At 71.2% G+C, this 20355-nt stretch carries 20 protein-coding genes; 11 read left to right on the top strand and 9 right to left on the bottom strand.

From position 1 onward, the window contains the following. Nucleotides 1-62: 62 nt before the first annotated feature. From QOZ89_RS34050 to QOZ89_RS34040, 3 genes are all read right to left on the bottom strand, one after another. On the bottom strand, nt 63-608 hold the full coding sequence (locus QOZ89_RS34050) for a dihydrofolate reductase family protein (RefSeq protein WP_071051939.1): 546 nt from the start codon (nt 606-608) through the stop codon (nt 63-65). Continuing rightward, nucleotides 605-1660 carry a helix-turn-helix domain-containing protein gene (locus QOZ89_RS34045; RefSeq protein ID WP_312627882.1) on the bottom strand — a complete coding sequence of 352 codons (1056 nt, stop codon included), beginning with the start codon at nt 1658-1660 and terminating at the stop codon, nt 605-607. The genes QOZ89_RS34050 and QOZ89_RS34045 overlap by 4 nt, the downstream gene beginning before the upstream one ends. 66 nt (nt 1661-1726) lie before the next feature. Then, nucleotides 1727-2536, bottom strand: a complete 810-nt coding sequence (locus QOZ89_RS34040; protein WP_312627880.1) for a UbiA family prenyltransferase — start codon at nt 2534-2536, stop codon at nt 1727-1729. Between the two features lie 890 nt (nt 2537-3426). Here QOZ89_RS34040 and QOZ89_RS34035 point away from each other — a divergent pair. From QOZ89_RS34035 to QOZ89_RS34025, 3 genes are read left to right on the top strand one after another with little or no spacing between them, the layout of a single operon-like run. Next, a complete protein-coding gene (locus QOZ89_RS34035; protein WP_071051941.1) occupies nt 3427-4641 on the top strand; it encodes a glycosyltransferase in 1215 nt (404 codons plus the stop codon). Next, entirely contained in the window at nt 4638-5657 is a 1020-nt protein-coding gene (locus QOZ89_RS34030) for a glycosyltransferase (protein ID WP_312627878.1), read from the top strand. Before QOZ89_RS34035 ends, QOZ89_RS34030 begins: the two co-directional genes overlap by 4 nt. Continuing rightward, the gene (locus QOZ89_RS34025) at nt 5654-7153 is read left to right on the top strand and encodes a glycoside hydrolase family 130 protein (protein WP_312627876.1); all 1500 of its coding nucleotides are present in this window, start codon (nt 5654-5656) and stop codon (nt 7151-7153) included. Before QOZ89_RS34030 ends, QOZ89_RS34025 begins: the two co-directional genes overlap by 4 nt. 40 nt (nt 7154-7193) lie before the next feature. Here the strand turns inward: QOZ89_RS34025 and QOZ89_RS34020 are convergent, their stop codons facing one another. Further along, complete coding sequence (locus QOZ89_RS34020) at nt 7194-8195, bottom strand: glycosyltransferase family 4 protein (protein WP_312627873.1); 1002 nt, start codon at nt 8193-8195, stop codon at nt 7194-7196. Between the two features lie 426 nt (nt 8196-8621). Continuing rightward, entirely contained in the window at nt 8622-9290 is a 669-nt protein-coding gene (locus QOZ89_RS34015) for a TetR/AcrR family transcriptional regulator (protein WP_312627871.1), read from the bottom strand. A gap of 207 nt (nt 9291-9497) precedes the next feature. Between QOZ89_RS34015 and QOZ89_RS34010 the strand changes: the two genes are divergently transcribed. The 5 genes from QOZ89_RS34010 to QOZ89_RS33990 all read left to right on the top strand — a co-directional run bounded on the left by QOZ89_RS34010 (nt 9498) and on the right by QOZ89_RS33990 (nt 14653). After that, nucleotides 9498-10661, top strand: a complete 1164-nt coding sequence (locus QOZ89_RS34010; protein ID WP_312627867.1) for a sulfotransferase family protein — start codon at nt 9498-9500, stop codon at nt 10659-10661. A gap of 171 nt (nt 10662-10832) precedes the next feature. Beyond that, the gene (locus QOZ89_RS34005) at nt 10833-11867 is read left to right on the top strand and encodes a DUF7064 domain-containing protein (RefSeq protein ID WP_312627865.1); all 1035 of its coding nucleotides are present in this window, start codon (nt 10833-10835) and stop codon (nt 11865-11867) included. Nucleotides 11868-12133: 266 nt separating this feature from the next. Beyond that, nucleotides 12134-13327: a cytochrome P450 gene (locus QOZ89_RS34000; RefSeq protein WP_071051947.1), complete on the top strand. Its 1194-nt coding sequence runs from the start codon at nt 12134-12136 to the stop codon at nt 13325-13327. Between the two features lie 68 nt (nt 13328-13395). Further along, nucleotides 13396-14214, top strand: coding sequence for a mycofactocin-coupled SDR family oxidoreductase (locus QOZ89_RS33995; protein WP_071051948.1), 819 nt, complete (start codon nt 13396-13398; stop codon nt 14212-14214). Nucleotides 14215-14425: 211 nt separating this feature from the next. Then, nucleotides 14426-14653 (top strand): hypothetical protein, encoded by a 228-nt coding sequence (locus QOZ89_RS33990; protein WP_083419467.1) that lies wholly within the window; start codon nt 14426-14428, stop codon nt 14651-14653. Between the two features lie 161 nt (nt 14654-14814). Here QOZ89_RS33990 and QOZ89_RS33985 read toward each other — a convergent pair whose 3' ends face one another. Beyond that, on the bottom strand, nt 14815-15018 hold the full coding sequence (locus tag QOZ89_RS33985) for a cold-shock protein (RefSeq protein WP_071051949.1): 204 nt from the start codon (nt 15016-15018) through the stop codon (nt 14815-14817). 99 nt (nt 15019-15117) lie between these two features. Between QOZ89_RS33985 and QOZ89_RS33980 the strand changes: the two genes are divergently transcribed. Then, nucleotides 15118-15246 carry a hypothetical protein gene (locus tag QOZ89_RS33980; protein ID WP_312627860.1) on the top strand — a complete coding sequence of 43 codons (129 nt, stop codon included), beginning with the start codon at nt 15118-15120 and terminating at the stop codon, nt 15244-15246. Between the two features lie 322 nt (nt 15247-15568). Continuing rightward, on the top strand, nt 15569-16795 hold the full coding sequence (locus tag QOZ89_RS33975) for an RNA polymerase sigma factor (protein WP_071051950.1): 1227 nt from the start codon (nt 15569-15571) through the stop codon (nt 16793-16795). Nucleotides 16796-16962: 167 nt separating this feature from the next. Here the strand turns inward: QOZ89_RS33975 and QOZ89_RS33970 are convergent, their stop codons facing one another. Further along, nucleotides 16963-17709 (bottom strand): GntR family transcriptional regulator, encoded by a 747-nt coding sequence (locus QOZ89_RS33970; protein WP_071051951.1) that lies wholly within the window; start codon nt 17707-17709, stop codon nt 16963-16965. Between the two features lie 133 nt (nt 17710-17842). Between QOZ89_RS33970 and QOZ89_RS33965 the strand changes: the two genes are divergently transcribed. Further along, nucleotides 17843-19018, top strand: a complete 1176-nt coding sequence (locus QOZ89_RS33965) for an amidohydrolase family protein (protein ID WP_071051952.1) — start codon at nt 17843-17845, stop codon at nt 19016-19018. Between the two features lie 166 nt (nt 19019-19184). Here the strand turns inward: QOZ89_RS33965 and QOZ89_RS33960 are convergent, their stop codons facing one another. Further along, a complete protein-coding gene (locus tag QOZ89_RS33960) occupies nt 19185-19649 on the bottom strand; it encodes a GNAT family N-acetyltransferase (RefSeq protein WP_071051953.1) in 465 nt (154 codons plus the stop codon). Between the two features lie 103 nt (nt 19650-19752). Continuing rightward, a partial coding sequence (locus QOZ89_RS33955) for a diguanylate cyclase domain-containing protein (RefSeq protein ID WP_312627859.1) occupies nt 19753-20355 on the bottom strand: 603 nt, incomplete at its 5' end.

Raw genomic sequence — 20355 nt, 5'->3', positions numbered from 1 at the left:
CTCGCGACAAGTCGTGTTGGCCCGGCTGGACGGCACCTGGCGGGACAGCGCCCGCCAACCGGTCAGGCGCGAAGCCCGACGACGTCGTAGCGGGCGCAGGCGAAGGCCCGGTTGCGGGTGACCTCGACGAGGCGCAGGTCGAGCCGGCGGGGGAGCAGCGGCTTGCCCGCGCCGAGGGTCACCGGGGCGAGGGAAACGATCAGCTCGTCGAGGAGGCCGTGGTCGGCGAACTGGCCGGCGAGGTCGCCGCCGCCGACCACCCAGACGTCCTTCGTCCCGGCGGCCGCCACAGCGGCGGCGTGCACCGGCCGGATGTCGCCCCGGGCGAACCGGATGTCGGCCGCGTCGACCGGCTTGAGGTCGCGGCTGGTCAGCACCCACGTCGGCTGCTGGTAGTCCCAGGTGCCGCCGGTGGAGATGTGGTTGTCGAGGAGCCACTGGTAGGTCGACGATCCCATCACGAGCGCGCCGACGTGCTCGATGAACTCGTTGTGGTTCATGGGGCCGGCCGGGTCGATGTCCTGGGTGACCAGCCAGTCCAGCGAGTGGTGCTCGTCGGCGATGAAGCCGTCGAGGGTGGTCGCGGTGTAGTAGGTCGTGCGACTCATCGGTCGTTCCCTTCCGTCCCGGTTGCCGTGTAGTTGTCGGTCGCTTCGCCCGCGTTGTCGCCGCTGCCGTCGCCCGTGCCGTCGCCCGTGCCGTCAGCCGGCCCGTCGTTCGGCTGGCCGGCCGGCCCGTTGGCGGCCTCGCCGCGCACGGCGCGCAGCCACATGATCGGGTCGCCGTCGTCGACCTCGCGTCCCGCGGCGCGCAGCAGGTGGCGCACCAGCTGGCGGCGGTGCGCCGCGTAGGTGAGGACGTGCGCGACGACGCCGCTCAGGACGAAGCTCTCCGGCGGGTCGCACAGCGCGTCGACGAGCCGGTCGTCCCACGCCCCGCGGGCCTCGATGTCGCGCACCACCGCCAGCCACCGGCCGGCGGTGGCGTCGTGGCGTTCCAGCAGTCGCGCGACGCCGTCGTTCTCGTCCCGCGGCGGCAGGTCGAGGCCCTCGACCGCCGCCAGCCAGACCTCCTTCGTCCAGATGTGGTGCTCCAGCACCGCGGCGATCGACCTCTCGGGGCCCTCCCAGGACGTCACGGTCGGGAAGGGAAGCCGCTCGGCGCGGAGCTCGGCGTCGGGCAGCCCCTTGGCGATTTCCAGGAGGGCCCGGGTGTCGTCCAGGTCGTGGCTGACCAGCTGTTCGGTGAGGGGGTTCATCGTGTGCTCCGTGGAGTGCACCCACAGCGACATCGGTGGGTGGTAGTGGATGCCGTTCGGCGCGGGCAGCCAGTGGCTGGGCGCGGGCAGGCTCGGCGGGTGGCCGAAGGCGCGGGTGAAGGCGCGGGTGAAGCCGTCGACGGAGTCGTAACCCGCGGCCCAGGCCGCGTCGGTGACCGTCGATCCCCGCCGCAGCTGCCAGGCGGCGCGCTCCAGCATCACCCGACGCCGCATCGCCACCGGCGGCTCGCCCGCGCCGCGTGACAGCAGCCGGCTGAAGTGGAACGGCGAGGAGAAGGCCTCACCGGCCATCTCGCCAAGGGAACGCGGGACGCCCTCGTCGGCGCCGGCGAGCACCGCGTCGAGCAGCTCGCGCAGGCGGTCACGTCCGGGTTGCGGCATGAGGCCAGTCTGTCGGTCGCGCGCCGGTCCACGCCCGACCGATCTTGCGCAGGCCGGGACGCCGCGTCAGCGCAGCCGGGTGCCGCTGGCGATGATCAGGGCGACGTCGATCGCGGCGATCGCCATCGCAGCGCGGAACGCGTGCCGGTCGCCCAGCCGGAGACCGAACGCCGTCAGCACGGCCACGATGCCGAGGACGACGAGGCGCCAGGCGCTGGGCCCGACGGGGCCGAGCAGGGCGACGACGGAGCCCGCGACGAGCAGCAGCACGGCCGACCAGCGCGCGCCGACGGCCCCGAGGCGCTGCGGCAGCCCACGTACGCCGGTTTGGGCATCGGTGGCGAGATCGGGCAGCGTGTTCGCGAAATGCGCTCCGCACCCGAGCAGGGCGCCCGCCAGCGGCAGCCACCACGGCGGCAGCGGATGCCCCGGCTGCCCGAGAACGACGAAGGTGGGCAGCAGCGCGAACGACACCGCGTAGGGCACGACGGACAGCGGCGTCGCCTTGAGGCCGAGGTTGTACGCCCACGCGCTCGCGACCGCGCCCAGATGGACCCATCCCGCCCGCCAACCGGAGGCGAACGACAACGGGACGCAGGCGACCAGCGCGACGGCGGCCGCGAGCGCCACGGTTCTCGGCGTGATGTCGCCCGCGGCGACGGGTTTCTCGGCCCGTCCGCCGATCGCGTCCCGGCTACGGTCGACGAGGTCGTTACTCCAGCCCACTGACAGCTGCCCGGTGACGACCGCCCCCGCAACCGCGGCGACCCCGGCCGCCGGCCGTCCAACGGCGACCGCCAGCGCGGCGGCGAACAGCGTCACCGCCGCGGTCGGCTCCGGATGGCAGGCTCGCACCAGCGCACCAATCCGTCCCACAGCCACTAGCCTCGCAGACCACGTGGTTCGGGACCCAGCGCTGCGGCAGCAAGGTCTGGTTTCGCCCAGAATCGTTCATGATCACCGTGGGCGTGTCGTCGCTGTCGTGATTTGGCCGGATCCACGACGGTGGCGACACGGTGGTGGTGATCTACCAGTGGCGACCAGCCCCCGACATCCCTCGACGCCCCCGGGATGTCGGCGGTCGGCCGGGACGATGTCCTCGGGGTCGGGGGCCAGGTCTGTAGCCGCTGTTGGATGCTGGCGTTGAGCTGGGTCAGTAGTCGCTCGAATCCATGGCGACGCTCCCGTCCGGCAGCTGCTCGGATACGTCCAGGCTGCCGCAGCCGATCATGACAGCGGGCGCGGCACCAAACATATCGGCGGACCGTCGAGACCACCGGCGACCAGCGGGCGGCGGGTGGTACGGCCTCGCCCGGAAGAAGAATTCCTAATTCGCGCTCATACAATGACGGAAAGTAATAGTATGCAATCTCACGTTTGCGGGTGCTTACGGGCGACGACGGTCATGGAATCCGACGGCGCGCGTGTGGGTACCCGACGGCGCTGGGACCACCCATTCGGGGGCCGGCGGAAGTAGCGATCTGGTGCACCAAATGACGTGGCGTGGCGAGACCCGGGGCCGGTCCGCGTTTGCTTTTGAGGTGTGAGAGGGCTACAAATGGGTTAGCACTCAGTAAGGTCGAGTGCCAACCGCTGGTGTGACGGATGCCTAGGCCTACGTGACCTATCGTTTTCGTTTCTGGGCCCCGCCGGTGACCGGCGCTCCTCCCCGCGGGCACGAGCCCCGCGTCGCGCATCCACGGAGCACAGCGCTCGCGTGACCGCCGGCCGACTCGGTGTCGGCAACTACCGGAAGGTGGGCCTTCGTGCCCCTCCGTTACGGCTTTCTGAGCACCTATTCCCCGACGCAGTGCGGCCTCGCCACCTTCACGGCGGCCCTTCTCGACGAACTGACCAGCGCGGCGCCCGGCGCCGCCAGCGGGGTGGTACGACTGCTCGAGGCACCAGCGGGGCCTGGCCCGCGACCAGGGGCCGTCGTGGGGGACCTGGTGGCCGGGACCCCGGGTGGCCCGCGCCGCGCCGCGCGGCTCCTGAACGGTTTCGACATCGCGGTCGTGCAGCACGAGTACGGGGTCTACGGCGGCCCGGACGGCGACGAGGTGATCGAGGTACTCGACAATGTCGAGGTGCCGGTGGTGGTCGTCCTGCACACCGTGCTCGTGAGCCCGTCCCAGCACCAGCGCGAGGTCATGGAGGCGCTGGTCGCGTCCGCGGACGCGGTTGTCGTGATGACCGAGACCGCGCGGGCCCGGCTGGTCGACGGGTACCGCGTCCACCCGTACCGGGTCTCGGTCATCCCGCACGGCGCGGCGGACAACCGCCGGGCCGCGCCCGCGCGGTCCGCCCGGCCGACCATCCTCACCTGGGGCCTGCTCGGACCAGGCAAGGGCATCGAGTGGGGCATCGCGGCGATGGCGGAACTGACGGACCTCGACCCGCCTGTGCGCTACCTCGTCGCGGGGCAGACCCATCCCAAGGTCCTCGCCCGGGATGGCGAGGAGTACCGGGACAGGCTGGCCGCGCTGGCCAGTCGACTCGGCGTGGCCGATTCCGTCACCTTCGACCCCCGCTACCTCGACAGCGGGTCGCTCGCCGAGCTCGTGAGCGGCGCCGACGTCGTCCTGCTGCCCTACGACTCCGTCGACCAGGTGACCTCGGGCATCCTCATCGAGGCGGTCGCGGCGCTGCGGCCGGTCGTCGCCACCCGGTTCCCGCACGCGGTCGAACTGCTCGGCGACGGCGCCGGCCTGCTCGTGCCGCACGGTGACGTGGCGGCCATCGCGGCGGCGGTGCGCAGCATCGTCACCGATGACGGCGTCGCCCGCGGGCTGACGAGCGCAGCCTCCGCCCACGCACCCGAGCTGCTGTGGCCCGCGGTGGCGCGGAGCTACCGCCGACTGGCCGCCGGCCTGGCCGCCCGCACCGGGAGCAGGCTCGGCGTCGCACCCCTACCCGCGCCCCAGCGGGCGCCCGCGCCGGTGCCCACGCCCATGACGGCGACGGCGACGGCGACCCGGTGACATCCGCGATCTCGTTTGCCCATCTCTTCCGACTCAGCGACGACATCGGCCTTTTCGAGCACGCTCTCGGCTCGGTCCCGCGTCGGGAGTACGGGTACTGCGTGGACGACGTCGCGCGCGGGCTGGTCGTCCTCTCCCGCGAGCCGTCGCCACCCCTGGACCTCATCCGGCTGCTCCAGCTCTATCTCGACTTTGTTCTGGCGGCGCAGGCGCCGGACGGGAGGGTCGTCAACCGGCGCGACACCGAAGGCCGGTGGCGGGACGACCCCGAACTCGGCGACTGCTGGGGCCGAGCCCTGTGGGGGCTGGGCACCGCGGCGGCCCTGGCGCCCACCCACCGGCTGCGGGCACTGGCCCGGGCCGGGTTCCATGCCAGCGCCACCCGCCGTTCCCCCTGGCCGCGAGCCATGACGTTCGCCGCCCTCGGAGCGGGCGAGCTGCTGCTCGCCCATCCGGACGACGGGTCGGCTCGTGCTCTGCTCGCCGACGCCGTCACCGCGATCGGCCCGATCGGCGACGATCCCGGATGGCCCTGGCCGGAGCCCACGCTACGTTACGCCAACGCGGCGGTGCCGGAGGCGCTGATCCTGGCCGGCATGTGCCTGTCCGACCGGACGGCGCGCGCGGACGGCCTGCGGCTGCTGGCCTGGCTGCTCCACGTGGAGACCCGGGGCGGAACGCTGTCACCGACCCCCGTCGGCGGCCGGCGTCCGCGGGGCGATCCCAGGCCTGGCTTCGACCAGCAGCCCATCGAGGCGGCGGCCATCGCGGACGCCTGCGCGCGGGCCCACGCGGCGACCAGCCAGCACCGGTGGCTCACCGGTCTCCGGCAGGCGCACGGATGGTTCCTCGGCGAGAACGACGCCAGCACTCCGCTGGTCGACACCACGACCGGCGGTTGCCACGACGGCCTCGAACCCGGGGGACGCAACGCCAACCAGGGGGCGGAGTCCGCGCTCGCCCTGCTCTCCACGGAGCAGCACGCCCGCCGGCTGCTGTCGCCGAGTACACCGTGACCCTTGAGTTGGACCTGGTCACCCGGCTTCCGCTCACGCTGGCCGCGGATCCCGGCAGGGTCATCGCGAAGCTCTTCCTCCCCGGCGAGGAGGGCGCCGAGGGGCACTCCCGGGCCGCGGGCATCGTGGACCGGGTACTCGCCCTGACCGACGACGAGGTCGACGGCCTCGTCGACGCCCTGCTCGACCGGTTCGAGCCCCGTCACCGGGACTACCGGGGCACCCTGGCGCGGCACGCGGCGATCGTGGCTCCCCGCGTCCGGGCGCCGGCCGAGCTCTCGCCGGCGCGCACGCTGCTGCTCGGCGCGAGCTTCACCGCCGAGTACGCGGTGGAAGGCGCGGCCGTCACCAATCCATCGGCGGTCGCGCACCCCGACCAGTCGGGGCTGCCACCCGGCGCACTGCGCCTGGTGCTCAGCCTGCGCGCCGTCGGCGAGGGGCACATGTCCTCGATCGGCTTCGCCGTCGGCATGCTGGGCCCAGGCCCGACGGTACGGCTGGAGTCACGCACCGGTCCGCTCACCACCGGCATGGTCGTACCGGTCGCGTGGGAGCGCGGCCGGCTGCGCTCCCTGCTCGCCGACCATGGCCTCGACGATGAGGTCACACGCTCTGTCCTCGACGCCCTCGACAGGAGTTTGGCCGGCGATGGGCTCGAAAGGGCCTTCGCCAGCATGCCCGCGGAACTCCTGCGCCGTCCGCAGGCCGCCGGCATCCTGGCCGGGATCCGGTCCGTCGCCGGATCGCTGCGGGGAGTCGAGTTCCCGGTGGACAGCGCCCTCACGCAACGGGTGCTGTGGCCCACTGTCGCCAGCGAGAGCAAGGGAATGGAAGACGCGCGGTTCGTCCGCTTCACCGCACCGGACGGAACCGTCGACTACCGAGCGACATACACGGCCTATGACGGCACCCACATCCTGCCGAGACTGCTCACCAGCCCCGACCTGCGGATCTTCACGTCCTCTCCGCTGGCCGGCCCGGCGGCCCGGAACAAGGGGATGGCGCTGTTCCCCCGGCTTGTCGGCGGCCGTCACCTCGCGCTCTGCCGATCCGACGGGGAGACCACCGGTCTGACGGCGTCCGATGACGGGCTGGTCTGGGAACCGTCCCGATCGGTCCATGAACCGAGGGCGCCGTTCGAACTCATTCAGGTCGGCAACTGCGGCTCACCCATCGAGACGTCAGCGGGTTGGCTCGTCCTCACCCACGGCGTCGGGCCGATGCGCACGTACACAGTGGGAGCGATCCTGCTCGACCTGGCGGACCCGTCCACCGTGGTCGCGACGCTGCCCGAGCCGCTGCTCACCCCGACCCTGACCGAGACCGACGGCTATGTCCCCAACGTCGTGTACTCCTGCGGCGGGCTGGTCCATGACGGGCGGCTGTGGCTCCCCTACGGGATCGGTGACTCCCGGGTCGGGATGGCGAGCGTGCCCGTCGACGCCCTGCTCGCGCGGATGACCCGGGCAACCGCCCGACCCGTCGAACAGGGCTGACGGGCCTGACGGGCCTGACGGGCCCGAACCATCGGACAGGTCAGCGCAGGATGCGTTCGTAGACGGCGAGATAGTCGGTGACCATACGAGCCATCGAGAACCGCCGGCTCGCGGTGGCCCGGCACGCGGCGCGGTCGAGATCCGCGGCGCGGTCCACCGCCGCAACGGCCGCCGCCGGATCGTCCACCAGGAACCCGGTCACTCCCTCGTCCACGACCTCCGGCATGGCCCCACGGCGGTAGGCGACAACCGGCGTGCCGCACACCATCGCCTCGACGACCGCCAGGCCGAACGGTTCGTCGAACGCGATGGGATGCAACAGCGCCGCGGCGGAACCGAGCACCTCCGCTCGCCTGGACGGCCCGACCGGCCCGAGGTAGCTCACGGCGTCCCCGTCGACGTGGGGCCGCACCTGTTCGACGAAGTAACGCTCGTCCTGAACGATCCCGCAGATCACCAGCCGCCGGCCGGCCAGGCGGGCGATCTCGACGGCCGCCGCGGTGCCCTTGTCGGGATGGATCCGGCCGAGGACGACCAGGTCCTCCCCACCAGCGACCGAGAACGGAAGGGCGGCCAGATCGACGCCGTGGTACACCGTCGCGGCATAGTCCAGTTCCGGGCTGCGATCGGCGTCGGAGATGGAGACGTAGGTGGAGGCCGCCCGCGCATAGGCGGGGACGATCCGCGGGTCGGAGAATCCGTGGACCGTCGTGACCATCGGTGCCCGGACATGCGCCGCGAACGCCAGCGGCAGCCAGTCAAGATGGTTGTGCACGAGGTCGAACTCGCCGGAGCGGGCCAGCGCGTGGGCCACGTGCAACGCCTCCCACACCCGGCCGTCGAGCGCTGGGTCCTCGGCGTACCCGTGCGGGCACACGCCGTCCAGCTTCCCGGCCGTGCGCGAGTCCAGCGTCGCGAACAGGGTGACGTCGACGCCGCGCGCCACCAGGCCCTCCGCGAGGTGGCTGGCGATCTGCTCCCACGGGCCGTAATGCCGAGGCGGGGTGCGCCACGCCACCGGCGCCAGCATCGCGACCTTCATTCTATGATCCGCGTCGCCATGTCGATCACCCTGCTCAACCGCCTCGCATCCAAAAATTCTTCAGCTACGCATGAAAAATGCGAAAAGGGCGCAGAAGGTCGTTTTTATCACCGGTATGACCCTACTCGGGATTTCGGCCCGTGATACGCGCCGCGCGTACCCGGCCATGATCGACCGCAATGTCACGCTCGGTGAGAAGCTCCTCGACGTCCCGGTAGCCGCGTCACTGTGCCGTTGCGTCGCTCATGACCAACGGGCGCGGCACGGCAACGTACTGGGACGAGTTCGGCTGGCTGTACACCCCTGTCCCGAGGAGAGGCCGACCAGGTCAAGGGCGTCGGAGAAGTCGGTTCGCGACCAACGATGTGATTCCGTCACCATCGTGCGGGCAGCCTACCGACCGCCTCTTCCGCTCCGCTTTCAGGGCTACGCGGACACCCTGGATTCGCCGGAGCCGTCCGCGGGCCCGCTGTCCTGAATGCTCGCGACAATTACCTCGATGGCTCCCTGGATCGCGTTGCTCGCCTGGTCGTGGTCCATGTGCCAGTGCTCGACCAGATGCTGGTAGGAATCGGGGTTCCACAGCACGTCGAGCACGGCGGCCGTGGACGCGCGCTCATCCGGCGACCAGTGCGGCGTCGCCGCCTCCACAGCGTCGAGGAGGGCGCGGCGGCGCGCCTGGCCGGCGGACGTGATCGTCGGGTCGGAGACCGCGGTGGTATACCCCGACGCCGCGAACGAGGACAGTGTCGCGAACGCGCGGCCCGCGGTGTCGGCGACTTCGTCGAGAGCGATCCCCTGGTAGGTCACGCCGGCTTGCTCCTGCAGGCGCTGCATGACGGCGGTGTGCAGCTCGCGTTCGTTGGCGAAGTGCCGGTAGACCGTGCTCTCGCTGACGCCCGCGCCTTCGGCGACCGCCCGGAACGTCAGCTCCCGCCAGTCCCAGGTCCGGAACGTGTGGGCGAGGTCCGCGCCCACGGACACGATCCGCTCCCGGGTGTCCGCGGAGCGCTGGCGCCTGACCGGGCTGTCATAGGCGCGCCGCGCGGTCGGGCCCGCGGTGGCCGTGTCCGCGGAGCTTGACTCGGGTCCCATATTAGCGGGAGTCTACTGCCGCGAATTGTCGTGGGAGTCTGCTCCCGCGAACGTGGCACCGACGCTCCGGGCCGAGCCAGGCCGGGCGTCCCTCTCCCCTTGCCGAGGCCGAACCGGCCGCCACCCTCGCCTCTGTCTTCGCCCCCACGACGCCGAGAACGCCTGCCCGGTGCCGGACGCGCACACCCAGCCACACGGGAGACCATCATGACTGACGTCGACGACCTGCTCGCGGCGGCACGTAAGGAAACCGGCCTGGACGACTTCGGCGAGAACACGTTCAGGGAAGGCCTCGAGCGGCTGGTGGACTCGTTACGCACGGAAGCGAGCCTGAACGCCCTCGGCGAGTTATCCATCCGCGCCCTGATTGTCCAGCTCCTGAAGAGCCGCCTGCAGGTCGAGGACTGGTACCGCCGCCATCCGGAGATCGACGACGAGGCTATCCAGGGACCGCTTGTCGGGCTGGGTTTACCCCGCACGGGTTCGACGGCGCTCGCGGCGCTGCTCGGGGAGGACCCGCTGGCACGCTCGCTGATGCGGTGGCAGGCAGAGGAGCCGTGCCCGCCGCCCTCGACGGTGCCCGCCCCGGATCCCCGTATCGCCCGGGCCGAGGCGAGGGCGAAGATGACGCTCGAGATGGCGCCACGGATGGCCGCGCTGGTGCCGTCGTCACCGACTGGGCCCTACGAGTGCCACGACCTGATGGGCCTCGACTTCAAGTCGCACTACTTCCAGGCGTTCGCGTACATCCCGTCCTACTCGTCCTGGCTGCTCGACGCGGACCTGACGCCGACCTACCTCTACGAGCGCCGGGTGCTGAAGCTTCTCCAGTGGGGGACGGAGCCCAGACCATGGCGGCTGAAGTGCCCGACGCACCTGATCTTCCTCGACCACCTGGTCGAGGCGTTCCCGGACGCGCGTTTCGTGATGACGCACCGGGACCCGACCGAGGTGCTCGTCTCCGTCGCCGACGTCTACGCGGTGATGGTCTCCATGTACAGCGACGAGGTCGACCGGTCCTACCTCGCGGCTCTCAACGTCGAGCACTGGTCGGTCGGGATGCGCCGCGCGCTGGCGTTCCGCGACGCGGGCCACGACCACCGCTTCTTTGACCTGGACTTCCGCGCCGTACAACGTGACCCCGTGGGCGAGGTCCGCCGCCTCTACACCTGGCTCGGCGAGCCCGTCACGCCCGAGTTCGAAGCCGGGATGCGGCGCTGGTGGCGTGAGAACGCCGAGAACCGCGAGCAGAACGTCCATCCGGACGCGGAAGCCTTTGGCCTCGACCTGGAGAAGGCACGGCCGCTGTTCGCCGACTACGTCGGCAGGGCGGCCCGGTGGACCGCCCGGGAAGACGCACACACCGCATGATCGCGCCATGGTCGCCGCGCCGACAGCTGACTCACTCGCGCGAAGAGGGCCTCCTGGCCCCGCCCAGCCACAGGTGACAACGACGCGTGAGGCGCCTGGCGCAGGTTTTGATCCGACCGCGACCGGACGCCCCCGCCGCGAACGCGTCCGCCGAACAGAGGAGACAGCACTGTGGCCATCGACCTGACGGGTGGACTCGCCGAGGAGTGGGAGTTCGTCTACGCCAAGCAGCCCGACAACCCCGAGGCGCGGGAGTCGGTCAACGCGTGGATCTGGGATGACAGCGGGACGTTCGGCATCCCGCGCATCGGCGTCGAGGCCGTGGCCGACCAGTGGGACACGCACGACATCCAGGTCAACATCGCGTTCGCTGACGGACGGGTGTACAGCATGTTCGGCCCGTGGCCGGTGCACGACCCCATCGCGGCCGACGGCCGGGCGCGCATCCTGGGCGCCGGGCCGCTGTCGTTCGAGCTGGTGGAGCCGTACCGCCACCTGCGCCTGAAGCTCGACGGCACGGCGCTCGCGACCACCTCCCAGGCACAGGCCGAGGGCTGGACGCCTCGGGACGGCGGCGAGCAGGTACCCGTCAGGGCCGAGATCGACATCTACCCCGCCGCGCCGCCGTGGGAGAACGGCTCGACGAGCGAGGAGGCCCGACGCATCCTGGCGACGCAGGAGGAGGGCGACCTGATGGGCTACCCCTGGCGGTTCGAGCAGCTGTGCCGGGCCAGCGGCACGCTCACCATCGGCGACGACGTGCACCGGCTGGACGGCGGCGCGGACAGGATCCGGCGGCAGGGTATCCGGCGGCTGGCGAAGTTCTGGGGCCACGTGTGGCAGGCGGCGCTCTTCCCCAGCGGCCGCGGCTTCGGCTTCACGATCTACCCGCCGCGCACAGACGGCAAGGCCACCTACAACGAGGGCTATGTGGTCGACGGCGGCGAGCTCGTCCCGGCCCGCGTCGTGCGCGCGCCCTGGCTGCGCGCCATCGAGCCGAAGGGCGAGGACGTGTCGGTGGTGCTGGAAACCGCGAGGGGAACGTTCGAGATCGGCGGTGAGACGCTGGTCTCGACGTTCATGGTGATGCCTCCCGAGGTCGGCGGCGGCATGCAGCTGCACCAGGGGCTCGCCCGCTACACCTGGGACGGCGAGTCGGCCGTCGGGATGGTCGAACGGTCCAGCACGCCGGAACAGATGGCCTGACAGGCGACCGGACGGCCTGGGCCTGGGCCGAGCGGGATCCGCCCGGGTCACCGACGGCTACCCGGCGCCGTGGGTCGTGACTCCGGCGGGCGATCGGGTGATCGCATCGTGTGCCAGGTCCGTGGGCCAGGTTCGTGAACGCATTCCTGGAGGGCGGTACTGGTTGACACTGGGCACTCGCCCAGCTAGAACAGCTGTTAAAACTTGGCACGTTCGACCGGGCGTTGCCAGCCGCCGTGCCGCGGCCATCGAAGGAGGCCCGCCAGGTGAGTCGTGACGGCGCGGTCTACTGGGATCCGTTCGACCGTGATATCGCCGCGGACCCCTATCCCGTCTACCAACGGCTGCGCGCCGAGGCGCCCCTTTACTACAACGACAAGCACGACTTCTACGCCCTCAGCCGCTACGAGGACATCAACCGCGGCCTGATCGACTGGAAGACTTTCTCGTCGGCCCGGGGCCCGATCCTGGAAGTCATCAAGGCGAACATCCGGATTCCGCCAGGCACATTGCTGATGGAGGACCCGCCGGCCCACGACATCCACCGCGGTCTTCTCGCGCGGGTGTTCACGCCGCGGCGGGTCGCCTCGCTCGAGGTGGAGATCCGGGACTTCTGCACGCGCTGTCTCGACCGGCTCGACGGCGCCGACGGCTTCGACGTCATGGCGGAGTTCGCGAACGAGGTGCCGATGCGCGTGATCGGGATGCTGCTCGGCATCCCGGAATCGGACCAGCTGGCGGTCCGCGAGCGCGCGGACGCGAAACTGCGCACCGAGCCGGGGCAGCAGATGAAGGTGTCCGAGAAGGCGCTGATGGACACCGACCTGTTCGCCGACTACATCGACTGGCGCGCCGAGCACCCCTCAGACGACCTGATGACCGAGCTGCTGCGCGCCGAGTTCGTGGATACCGCCGGCACGACCCGCACGCTCACCCGAGCGGAGATCCTGACCTACGTCACCGTCCTGGCCGGCGCCGGCAACGAGACCACGGCCCGGCTGATCGGCTGGCTGGCCGCGCTGCTCGACCGGTACCCCGACCAGCGCGCCGAGCTGGTGGCCGATCCTGGGCTCGTCCCGAACACGATCGAGGAGACCCTGCGGTTCGAGCCGACCGGCCATGCCGTCGCCCGGTACGTCACGGCTGACGTCGAGCTGCACGGCCAGACCGTGCCCGCCGGCAGCGCCATGATGCTGCTCGTCGCGTCGGCGAACCGCGACGAGGACTGCTGGCCGGAGCCCGACCGGTTCGACATTCACCGCAAGGTCAGCAACCTGCGCACCTTCGGGTTCGGCACCCACTACTGCCTCGGAGCCTCACTCGCCCGGCTCGAGGCCAGGATCGCGCTCGAGGAGTTCGTGAGGCGCTTCCCGACGTGGGATGTCGACTGGAACAACGTCGCGCTGTCGTCGACGTCGACGATGCGCGGTTGGGAAACGTTGCCGATCACCGTCGGCTAGCGTGGGCGCCCGCTTGTCATCGCGGAATGCCCGGCCCTGACCTCCGCACCATGAGCTAAGGATGGGTAATGGGAAAACTGGACGGCAAGGTCGCGTTCATCACCGGTGCCGCGCGCGGCCAGGGCCGCAGCCACGCGATCCGGCTGGCGCAGGAGGGCGCCGACATCATCGCGGTGGACATCTGCGCCCAGATCGCCACGGTGACGTACCCGATGGGCACGGCGGAGGAGCTCGCGCAGACGGTGAAGGAGGTCGAGGCGACCGGCCGGCGTATCGTCGCCCGGCAGGCCGACGTGCGCGATGTGGCCTCGCTGCGGAAGGCCTACGACGAGGGCGTGGCCGAGCTGGGGCCGGTCGACATCGTGGTGGCGAACGCCGGCATTGGCGCTGGCGGCGGCAGCGCGTCGGAGGAGGCGGAGTGGGATGACGTCGTCGCCGTCAATCTCACGGGCGTCTGGAACACCGGCCGCGTCGCGATCCCACCGATGGTCAAGCGGAACCAGGGCGGGTCGATCGTGCTGACCAGCTCCACGGGCGGGCTGATCGGCGTGGGCATCCCCGTGGCGGGATTCCTGGGCTACACCGCCGCCAAGCACGGCGTCATCGGGCTGATGCGGTCGTGGGCCAACTACCTGGCGAAGTACAGCATCCGGGTGAACAGCGTCGCCCCGACGGCGGTGCGCACGCCGATGGCCGGCGACGGGAACCTGGCCGCCATCCTGGAGAGGTCGCCGGCGCTCGCGGGCGCGCTGACCAACGCGATGCCCGTCGACCTGGTGGAACCGATCGACATCTCCAACGCCATCGCCTGGCTGGTGTCCGACGACGCGCGCTACGTGACCGGCACGGTCGTGCCCGTCGACGCCGGCCTGCTCAACAAGCGGTAAGGCGGATCACCGTCCGGCAACACGCCCGCGTCGAGGAGCCGTTCCCCGACGCACCGCGCGGCGGGCCGGTGGAAAACGCGTCCGATGGTTCTGACTTGTATTACCGTACGTCACCGACCTGGTTGACTCTGGGTAATCGTGGGTATCTTTCGCCCATAACCCATCCGGAACTTCCTCAATGAGACGGCGCAATGCGCCGGGGGGAGCGGGCATGGAGTACCGAAATGGTCGTAAATATTCCCTGCTGATCGCCGCGGCTGTGCTGGGCTCGGTTCTGTCCGCGGCTCCGGCCGAGGCCGTACTGGCACCGAGCCATGTCACCAACGCCGCGGCCGCCTGTTTCTGGCGTCATGACCCCGGCCACTGGGACTGGGTGAACGGGCACAGGCGCTGGGTCCCCGCGCGCTCCGTCTGGGTCTGCGCGGCAGGACGGCGGTGATACCGCGGCAGTAGGAGAAGTAGCCTGTCGCCCGGCCGCCGCCATCACGTCGCCGTGATGGTTGCCCGTGCCCTCCCGGGGCCGGGGGATGCCGTATGGCGTGACGCAGAACAGCGCGCGGCCGATGGCCGCGCGCTGTTCCGTGTGAGGTCGAAGCGTCGTCAGACGGGCTGGACGTTTTCGGCCTGTGGGCCCTTCTGGCCCTGCACGATCTCGAACTGCACGTTCTGCCCCTCGTCGAGCGACTTGTAGCCATCCGCCACAATCGCCGAGAAGTGGACGAACACGTCCGGACCGCCACCGTCCACGGAGATGAACCCGAAACCCTTCTCCGCGTTGAACCACTTGACGGTGCCCTGAGCCACGAGCGTTCTCCTTGCTACTTTCCCGGTAGACGTCTCTCGTCTCCCGGTCTCGCGCCGGCCACGGATCGCTCCGCATCCGGCCGTTCCGTTCGACGATGCATGACGCTCACACAGCGGAGAACAGGCAACGGCACCACCCTACTCGCCACCGGCGCCGACGATCCCACCGCGTCCAGGTCCCCGCACCGCGAGTTCGCGCGGGTCACGCGGGTCGCGCGGCTGGTGTGAGGCCGGAGAGCGCGCCCGTGGCCGATTGGGCGTCACCGGGGCCGCCAGAGTGGTTCACCTGGCGGCGAGAACCATGAGGTGGTTGGTCGCGGCTCCCGGCCGCCGCTGCATGATGGCGTAGCCTGACGCAAGTCGCCCGACACGTTCCATCGCCCGACACGACCGTTGTCGGGCGGCGGCGCACCCAACTACACCCTCTGGTCGGCGCCAGTCGCGAGCCGCCGCGGCCGATGCGCCGACGGGCATGAGGCGCCCCCAGGGTCATGACCCATGACTTTGGTGACTCCAACCGCTCAGAACCTCCGACAGGCTGGAGCTAGCCATGGGCAGCAAGACCCGGCCCGGTAGCGCGACGGGTTCGCGGACAGCCACGATCCCTGTCCGCATCGCCGGCGAGCCGGGCGACGTTCGTATCGTGGGAGAGCCAGGCGATGTCCTTATCGCCGGAGACCCGGGAGACCCCGGAGACCCGGGTGAGAACGGTCTCGGCGCGGACGCCGCCGCCGGGGACCGCCTGGGCGTCGATGGCGGGGATGACGAGGAGCGGGAGGACGCCCGCCCCGGCGATGCTGACCCGGCCGAGGCGCCGGCGTCGCCCGCCCGGCGACGGGCGGCGGACTCGCGGGTCGCGCCGTCAGCCGCGCACGACCCGGTCCGGATGTACCTGTCGAGCATCGGCAAGACCCCGCTGCTGACCGCGGAGGGCGAGGTGGACCTCGCGAAGCGGATCGAGGCCGGGGTGTTCGCCGGCCACAAGCTCACGACCTGCGGCGATGAGATGTCCGCGAGGCAACGCCAGGACCTCGAGGCCGTCGAGTGGGACGGGCAGCAGGCCAGCCGGCAGCTCGTCGAGGCCAACCTGCGGCTGGTCGTCTCGATCGCGCGGCGCTACGCCGGGCGGGGGATGCTCTTCCTCGACGTCGTGCAGGAGGGCAATCTCGGCCTCATCCGGGCAGTGGAGAAGTTCGACTACACCAAGGGCTACAAGTTCTCCACATACGCGACCTGGTGGATACGGCAGGCGATCACCCGGGCCCTCGCCGACCAGTCCCGGACCATCCGCCTCCCCGTGCACCTCGTCGAGCTGCTCAACCAGGTGGCGCGCCTGCGCCGGGAGCTGCTGGTGGAGTTCGGCCGCGAGCCGACCCGGGAGGAGATCGCCGTCGCCCTCGGCGTCACCGCCGCCAGGGTCGACGAACTCCACCGGATCTCCAGGGAGCCGGTGTCCCTCGACAGCCCGGTCGGTGAGGACGCCGATACCCACCTCGGCGACCTGATCGAGGACACCGCGGCGGTCGAGCCGATGGAGGCGGCCATGATCTCGGGCCGCGCGGACCATCTGGGGGCCGTCCTGCGCGCGCTGCCGGACAGGGAACGACGAGTGATCCAGCTGCGGTTCGGCCTGGCGGACGGCCGCAGTCGCACGCTGGACGAGATCGGCCGCGAGTTCGGGCTGACCCGCGAACGCATCCGCCAGATCGAGCAGCGGACGCTGGCGAAGCTGCGCCATCCCGCCCGCTCCGAGGCGCTGCGCGACTACCTCGAATAGACACCCGCGGCGCCAACGAGAGCCGCGCCCGCGAGCGGCGCGGATCGGGCGCGAGCCGCGTGGCCAGGGCGCGGCCAGGGCCCTGACGGCGCACGTGGATCGTGACGACGTGGCGCGGGCGCTGATCGTGGCTCGGACATGCCGACCCGCGGCGGCGTGGCGCCGGGCTACGCGTTGGCGACGCTGCTGACCTGCCGGCGAGCCGCCTGGGCCGGGCTGGCCCCGCCGCCCGCCGCGGCGTTGCTGCCGTCGGCACGCAACACGCCGCGCTGGATCAGCTCACTGATCACTTCTTCGGCGACGGCCCTGGCGTCCGCCAACCGGGCTTGCGACGCCTGGCGCGGATCCCCGGCGACGATCGCGTCGACGACGCGCGCGTGGGCCTCGACGATGTCCTCATGGCTTCGCCGGTCGCTCTGGCGGGCCGCCCACTCCAGGAAGCCGCCGAGCCCGTGCAGCTCGGCGAGCAGGCGCGGCGTGGCGCCAGCCCGGTGCTGGACGCGGACGATCTCGGTGGCGAGATCGGCGCGCCGGGCGACGGCCGTCCCGCTTCTCCCGAGTTCCCCCAGGAGGCTCTGGAGCTGGGCGATGACCTCCGGGTCGCGGTCCGTCGCGGCGCGGGCGGCCGCGACGCCGCCGAGCAGGCCGAGGACGTGGAAGTCCGCCCGCAGCGTGCGGGCGTCGAAGTGCTGCACGAAGGTCGCGCGGTGCACCCGGGTCGAGACCAGGCCATCCCGTTCGAGCAGCACGAGGGCCTCGCGGACCGGGGTGGGGCTCACGTCGAGCGCCGAGCTGATGCGCTCGACGTCGACGCGGTCGCCGCAGCGCAGGCGGCCTTCGAAGATCTCGCGTTGGACGTACTCGACGACCGCCGCGCTCGTCTTCGCCCGTCGCAACAATGGTTGGGCCGCCACGTCGCCATCGTGACCGTCACGGCTGGCACGCGTCAATCAAAAATAAAAAATTGGAGATTGCGGGCGCCGCGAAGTGAGCGTACGCTCAGCTCGGCATCGGGACGGTGTGGTCGAACGGCGCAAGGAGGCCAGAGTGGTCAGGTTGGCTGAAGGTCTGCGGGTGATCGACGCGGACGCTCACATGACCGAGCGTCACGATCTTTTTACTGAGCGGGCGCCAAAGGGTTACGAGGACCGGATGCCCCACGTCGAGCGGATCGACGGCCTCGACATGTGGGTCATCGAAGGGAAGACGTTCGGCAGGGCCGGCTCGGGCGGCACCATCGACCATGACGGGAAGAAGCACCCGCACCGGGACTCCCAGGGCGGCCCGTGGGGCATCGAGGACGTGCACCCGGCGGCGTGGGACCCGACGGAGCGCCTGCGCCTGATGGACGAGCTGGGCATTGACACCCAGGTCCTCTACCCGAACGCGATCGGCCTCGGCGGCCAGAACCTGCGGAACTCGGTCCAGGACACGGACCTCCTGCGGCTCTGTGTCGAGATCTACAACGACGCGATGCAGGAGATTCAGGCGGAGTCCGGCAACCGGCTGTTGCCGATGCCGATCATGCCTGCCTGGGACCTCCAGGGCTGCGTGCGCGAGGCGCAGCGCTGTGCCGCGATGGGCGCTCGCGGCATCAACATGACGGCCCACCCGCAGGACTCGGGCTCGCCCGATCTCGGCGACCCGGCCTGGGACGCGCTCTGGGACGTCTGCGCCGGTCTGAACCTGCCAGTGCACTTCCACATCGGCGCGAGCCAGACGTCGCTAAGCTATTTCGGCACGACGTACTGGCCCAGCCAGGACGACTACGTCAAGCCGGCGATCGGCGGCGCGTCCCTGTTCCAGAACAACTCCCAGCTGCTGCTCAACAGCTGCTACTCCGGGATGTTCGACCGCAATCCCGACCTGAAGATGGTCTCCGTCGAGAGCGGCATCGGCTGGGTGCCGTTCATGCTCGAGGCGATGGACTACGAACTGCTGGAGAACGCGCCCAAGTGGGCCAAGAAGCTCCAGAAGCGCCCTTCGGAGTACTTCCAGAGCAACTGGTACGCCACGTTCTGGTTCGAGACCGGCCGCGGGGACCTGCAGCACCTGGTCGACCAGGTCGGCGAGGACAACATCATGTTCGAGACCGACTTCCCGCACCCGACCTCGCTGCACCCGGACCCCGTCGGGATGGTGAGCGAGAAGATCTCCACCCTGCGCCCGGAGACCCAGCGGAAGGTCATGGGCGGGAACGCCGCCAAGCTCTACCGGGTCTGAGGCGCCGCGGGGGGGGGGGGGGGGGGGCGGCCCCCCCCCCCCCCCCCCCGCGGGGGGGCGGGGGGGCCCCCCCGCCACGTCCCCCGGGGGGGGGGGCGCGGGGGGGGGGGCGCCCCCCCCCCCCCCCCCCACCGCGACACCTGTCGGGCGCCGAGTGCCCCCTGGCTCAGTCGAGGGTCTTGCGGTAGAAGATCCGCTCGAGGCCGTTGTCGGTGGCACGGTGGGTTTCCACGTAGCCGCGGGCGGCATAGATCCGTTGGTTCTCCACCATGGAGACGTGGGTGTAGAGCCAGATCGACGTGTGGGCGTGCGCCAACGCCTGTTCCTCCGCGAGGCGCAGTAGCGCGCCGCCCAGCCCCCGGCCCTGCGCCACCGGGTCGACCGCGATGTTCTCGAGCAGGAGGCCGTCCGGTCCGGGGACCAGCACCAGGAAGGCACGCAGCCGGTGCGCCGGCCCGTCGACGACCCAGACCTCGGCGTCGTCGATGGTGGCGGCGTAGTCCGCGTCCATCGGGCCCGGGCGTCGCCCGTCCATCCGGGCGACGTACGGCCTGTATGACCGATCCGCGAGTCCGGCCATCTCGGCCGCGTCGGCCGTCACGGCGCGGCGGACCTCGACTGGCTCTGGCACGCCTCCATTGTCACCCGTTGCCGTCACCGGTTGCCGTCACCCGCCGCGCGGCTGCTCACGGCGACTCCGGCGGGCCGCGGGGAGGGCGCCCGCGGGCAGGGCCTCAGCGGTGAGCGGATCGGCGTGGCTCGCGGACGGTCCGGCGGGCGCGGCGACGGCGGCGGTTCTTGGCGGCGTACATGGCCTGGTCGGCGCGGTGGAGCAGCTCCTCGGTGCTGGTGGCCGGGGAGCCGGCCTCGGCGACGGCGACGCCGATGCTGGCCTGGACGTCGCGTCGCCGCCCGTGCACCTGGAACCCCGGGCGCATCGCCTCCTGGATGCGCCACGCGGTGCTCTCGCCGGTCGCGCGCGGATCGTCGGACGGGTCATGCATCAGGACGGCGAACTCGTCGCCACCGAGGCGGGCGGTGAGGTCCTCCTGGCGGACGGCGCCGCGCAGCCGCCCGGCGACCGCGCGCAGCAGCTCGTCGCCGGCGCCGTGGCCCAGGGTGTCGTTGACCGCCTTGAAGTCGTCGAGGTCGCAGAACAGCACCACCAGCGGCCGGCCGTCGGCCTGGTGCGCGGCGACGGCCTGGTCGATCTCGGACGTGAACAGGACGCGGTTGGCCAGGCCGGTCAGTGGGTCGTGCAGTGCCTGGTAGCGCAGTCCGCGCTGGGTCGCCCGCAGGCTCGCCATCAGCCGGGTGTTCTGTGCCACCGTGATCAG

It is taken from the genome of Pseudofrankia coriaricola (assembly GCF_032027725.1).
Classification (GTDB): Bacteria; Actinomycetota; Actinomycetes; order Frankiales; family Frankiaceae; genus Pseudofrankia.
The sequence above is the reverse complement of the archived record's forward strand: the minus strand, read 5'-3'. Positions and strand labels throughout refer to the sequence as shown.

Coding starts and splice junctions, on each gene's coding strand:
- QOZ89_RS34050 (WP_071051939.1), bottom strand. CDS start 608: ATGAGTCGCACGACCTACTACACCGCGACCACCCTCGACGGCTTCATC.
- QOZ89_RS34045 (WP_312627882.1), bottom strand. CDS start 1,660: ATGCCGCAACCCGGACGTGACCGCCTGCGCGAGCTGCTCGACGCGGTG.
- QOZ89_RS34020 (WP_312627873.1), bottom strand. CDS start 8,195: ATGAAGGTCGCGATGCTGGCGCCGGTGGCGTGGCGCACCCCGCCTCGG.
- QOZ89_RS34015 (WP_312627871.1), bottom strand. CDS start 9,290: ATGGGACCCGAGTCAAGCTCCGCGGACACGGCCACCGCGGGCCCGACC.
- QOZ89_RS34010 (WP_312627867.1), top strand. CDS start 9,498: ATGACTGACGTCGACGACCTGCTCGCGGCGGCACGTAAGGAAACCGGC.
- QOZ89_RS33995 (WP_071051948.1), top strand. CDS start 13,396: ATGGGAAAACTGGACGGCAAGGTCGCGTTCATCACCGGTGCCGCGCGC.
- QOZ89_RS33990 (WP_083419467.1), top strand. CDS start 14,426: ATGGAGTACCGAAATGGTCGTAAATATTCCCTGCTGATCGCCGCGGCT.
- QOZ89_RS33980 (WP_312627860.1), top strand. CDS start 15,118: ATGACGCTCACACAGCGGAGAACAGGCAACGGCACCACCCTACTCGCC.
- QOZ89_RS33975 (WP_071051950.1), top strand. CDS start 15,569: ATGGGCAGCAAGACCCGGCCCGGTAGCGCGACGGGTTCGCGGACAGCC.